This window comes from Pseudomonas sp. Xaverov 83, assembly GCF_019352905.1.
Taxonomy (GTDB): domain Bacteria; phylum Pseudomonadota; class Gammaproteobacteria; order Pseudomonadales; family Pseudomonadaceae; genus Aquipseudomonas; species Aquipseudomonas yamanorum.
Genome location: NZ_JAAAFU010000090.1, coordinates 6,702 through 7,860 on the forward strand (window position 1 = coordinate 6,702; position 1,159 = coordinate 7,860).

A 1,159-nucleotide genomic window follows, 5' to 3' on the forward strand; every position below is an offset into this window, starting at 1 on the left:
CCAATCAGCGAGCCTTAACAGCCTCAACCCACCCCGGATCCAACCGCGTCTGGTCAGGCTCAATCCCCAACCCCCGCATCTTCTCCAGATGCTCATCAACCTCCCGCACCAATTGCGCCTGAGAACTCGAATTAGCGTCCAGTTCGTGCATCTGCATCAACCCAAGGTGATAAAACCGCAGCAACTTGATCGCCACCGGATCATTCGCCTTCACCCCGTCAGTCACCTTGTGCATCACGTTCGTCACACTCATCAAACTGCGCTTGAGCTGCCACCCATACACCGCCGGCGCCAGCCACGCCTGGCTCCAGAACGGCCCCCGCACCAACCCTACGGTAATCAACACCCCGGCAAACACCCCGCCCACATTAAAGCGAAAGTTATCCCCCCCAGGCTCACCAAACACCATCACCGCCAAGCTGGAAAGCACCATCGCCAACACCACAAACAGCCCCGCGACAATCAGCGTGCTACGGCGGGTCTGCTGGCGAAAGGTAATCGGGTCGCAGGGTTTGAGCTCAAACATCCGGGTGCAGTCTCCATGGGCTGAGTAAGGGTATAGCGTCGGCCGGCATCTTCTCATGCTTCGCCCGTCGGAGTGACGGTAATCAGGTTGAACGATGGATCAGCGCAATTTCTCTAACCCCTGTAGGCAACCGACCCCCAAGCGAGGTGAACCATGACCCGGTACCAGCAACAGCCGCCCGGCACACCCAACCCCGACCGTACCCCCGGCGAAGAGGAACGTGACAACGACGCCCTGCGCCCCAACGATCCCGCCGAACGGCAAGACGACGAAGAGCAGGTCGAAGAAGACCTGGAAAACCTGCACGACAAGGCCCGCCCGCTGTAAACCTGGCGCGTCAAGGAGACAGTTATGACTAACAGTACAAGCGGCCCGCATTCATCGGAGCACTCCAGCGGCAAGGACGAATTGGGCTTCGATCCCGATTCCCCGGACGTCGCCGACCCGCAGGTCGACCCGGTAGGCCCTGCCATTGCCCCATTGGACAAGCCAGAAAAAACCGGCAAGAAGCCGGCCTATGATCCCCTCGGTGATCTGAAGAAGTGAAACAAGCCCCGCCGTCGAGCGTAATGCTGTTCACTTAAGCATTTGAGCCCACGCCGGGCTTCCTAGAAAATCCGATACCAGACCTCT

3 protein-coding genes are annotated in these 1,159 nt (G+C 59.2%); 2 read left to right on the forward strand and 1 reads right to left on the reverse strand.

From position 1 onward, the window contains the following. Positions 1 to 4: 4 nt before the first annotated feature. Positions 5 to 526, reverse strand: a complete 522-nt coding sequence (locus tag K0H47_RS28720) for a DUF3087 family protein (protein WP_177027348.1) — start codon at positions 524 to 526, stop codon at positions 5 to 7. Positions 527 to 679: 153 nt separating this feature from the next. Between K0H47_RS28720 and K0H47_RS28725 the strand changes: the two genes are divergently transcribed. Both K0H47_RS28725 and K0H47_RS28730 read left to right on the forward strand, forming a co-directional pair. Beyond that, positions 680 to 853 (forward strand): hypothetical protein, encoded by a 174-nt coding sequence (locus K0H47_RS28725; protein ID WP_008430128.1) that lies wholly within the window; start codon positions 680 to 682, stop codon positions 851 to 853. Between the two features lie 24 nt (positions 854 to 877). Beyond that, positions 878 to 1,072: a DUF6021 family protein gene (locus tag K0H47_RS28730; protein ID WP_063028817.1), complete on the forward strand. Its 195-nt coding sequence runs from the start codon at positions 878 to 880 to the stop codon at positions 1,070 to 1,072. Positions 1,073 to 1,159: the final 87 nt, after the last annotated feature.

Coding starts and splice junctions, on each gene's coding strand:
- K0H47_RS28720 (WP_177027348.1), bottom strand. CDS start 526: ATGTTTGAGCTCAAACCCTGCGACCCGATTACCTTTCGCCAGCAGACC.
- K0H47_RS28725 (WP_008430128.1), top strand. CDS start 680: ATGACCCGGTACCAGCAACAGCCGCCCGGCACACCCAACCCCGACCGT.
- K0H47_RS28730 (WP_063028817.1), top strand. CDS start 878: ATGACTAACAGTACAAGCGGCCCGCATTCATCGGAGCACTCCAGCGGC.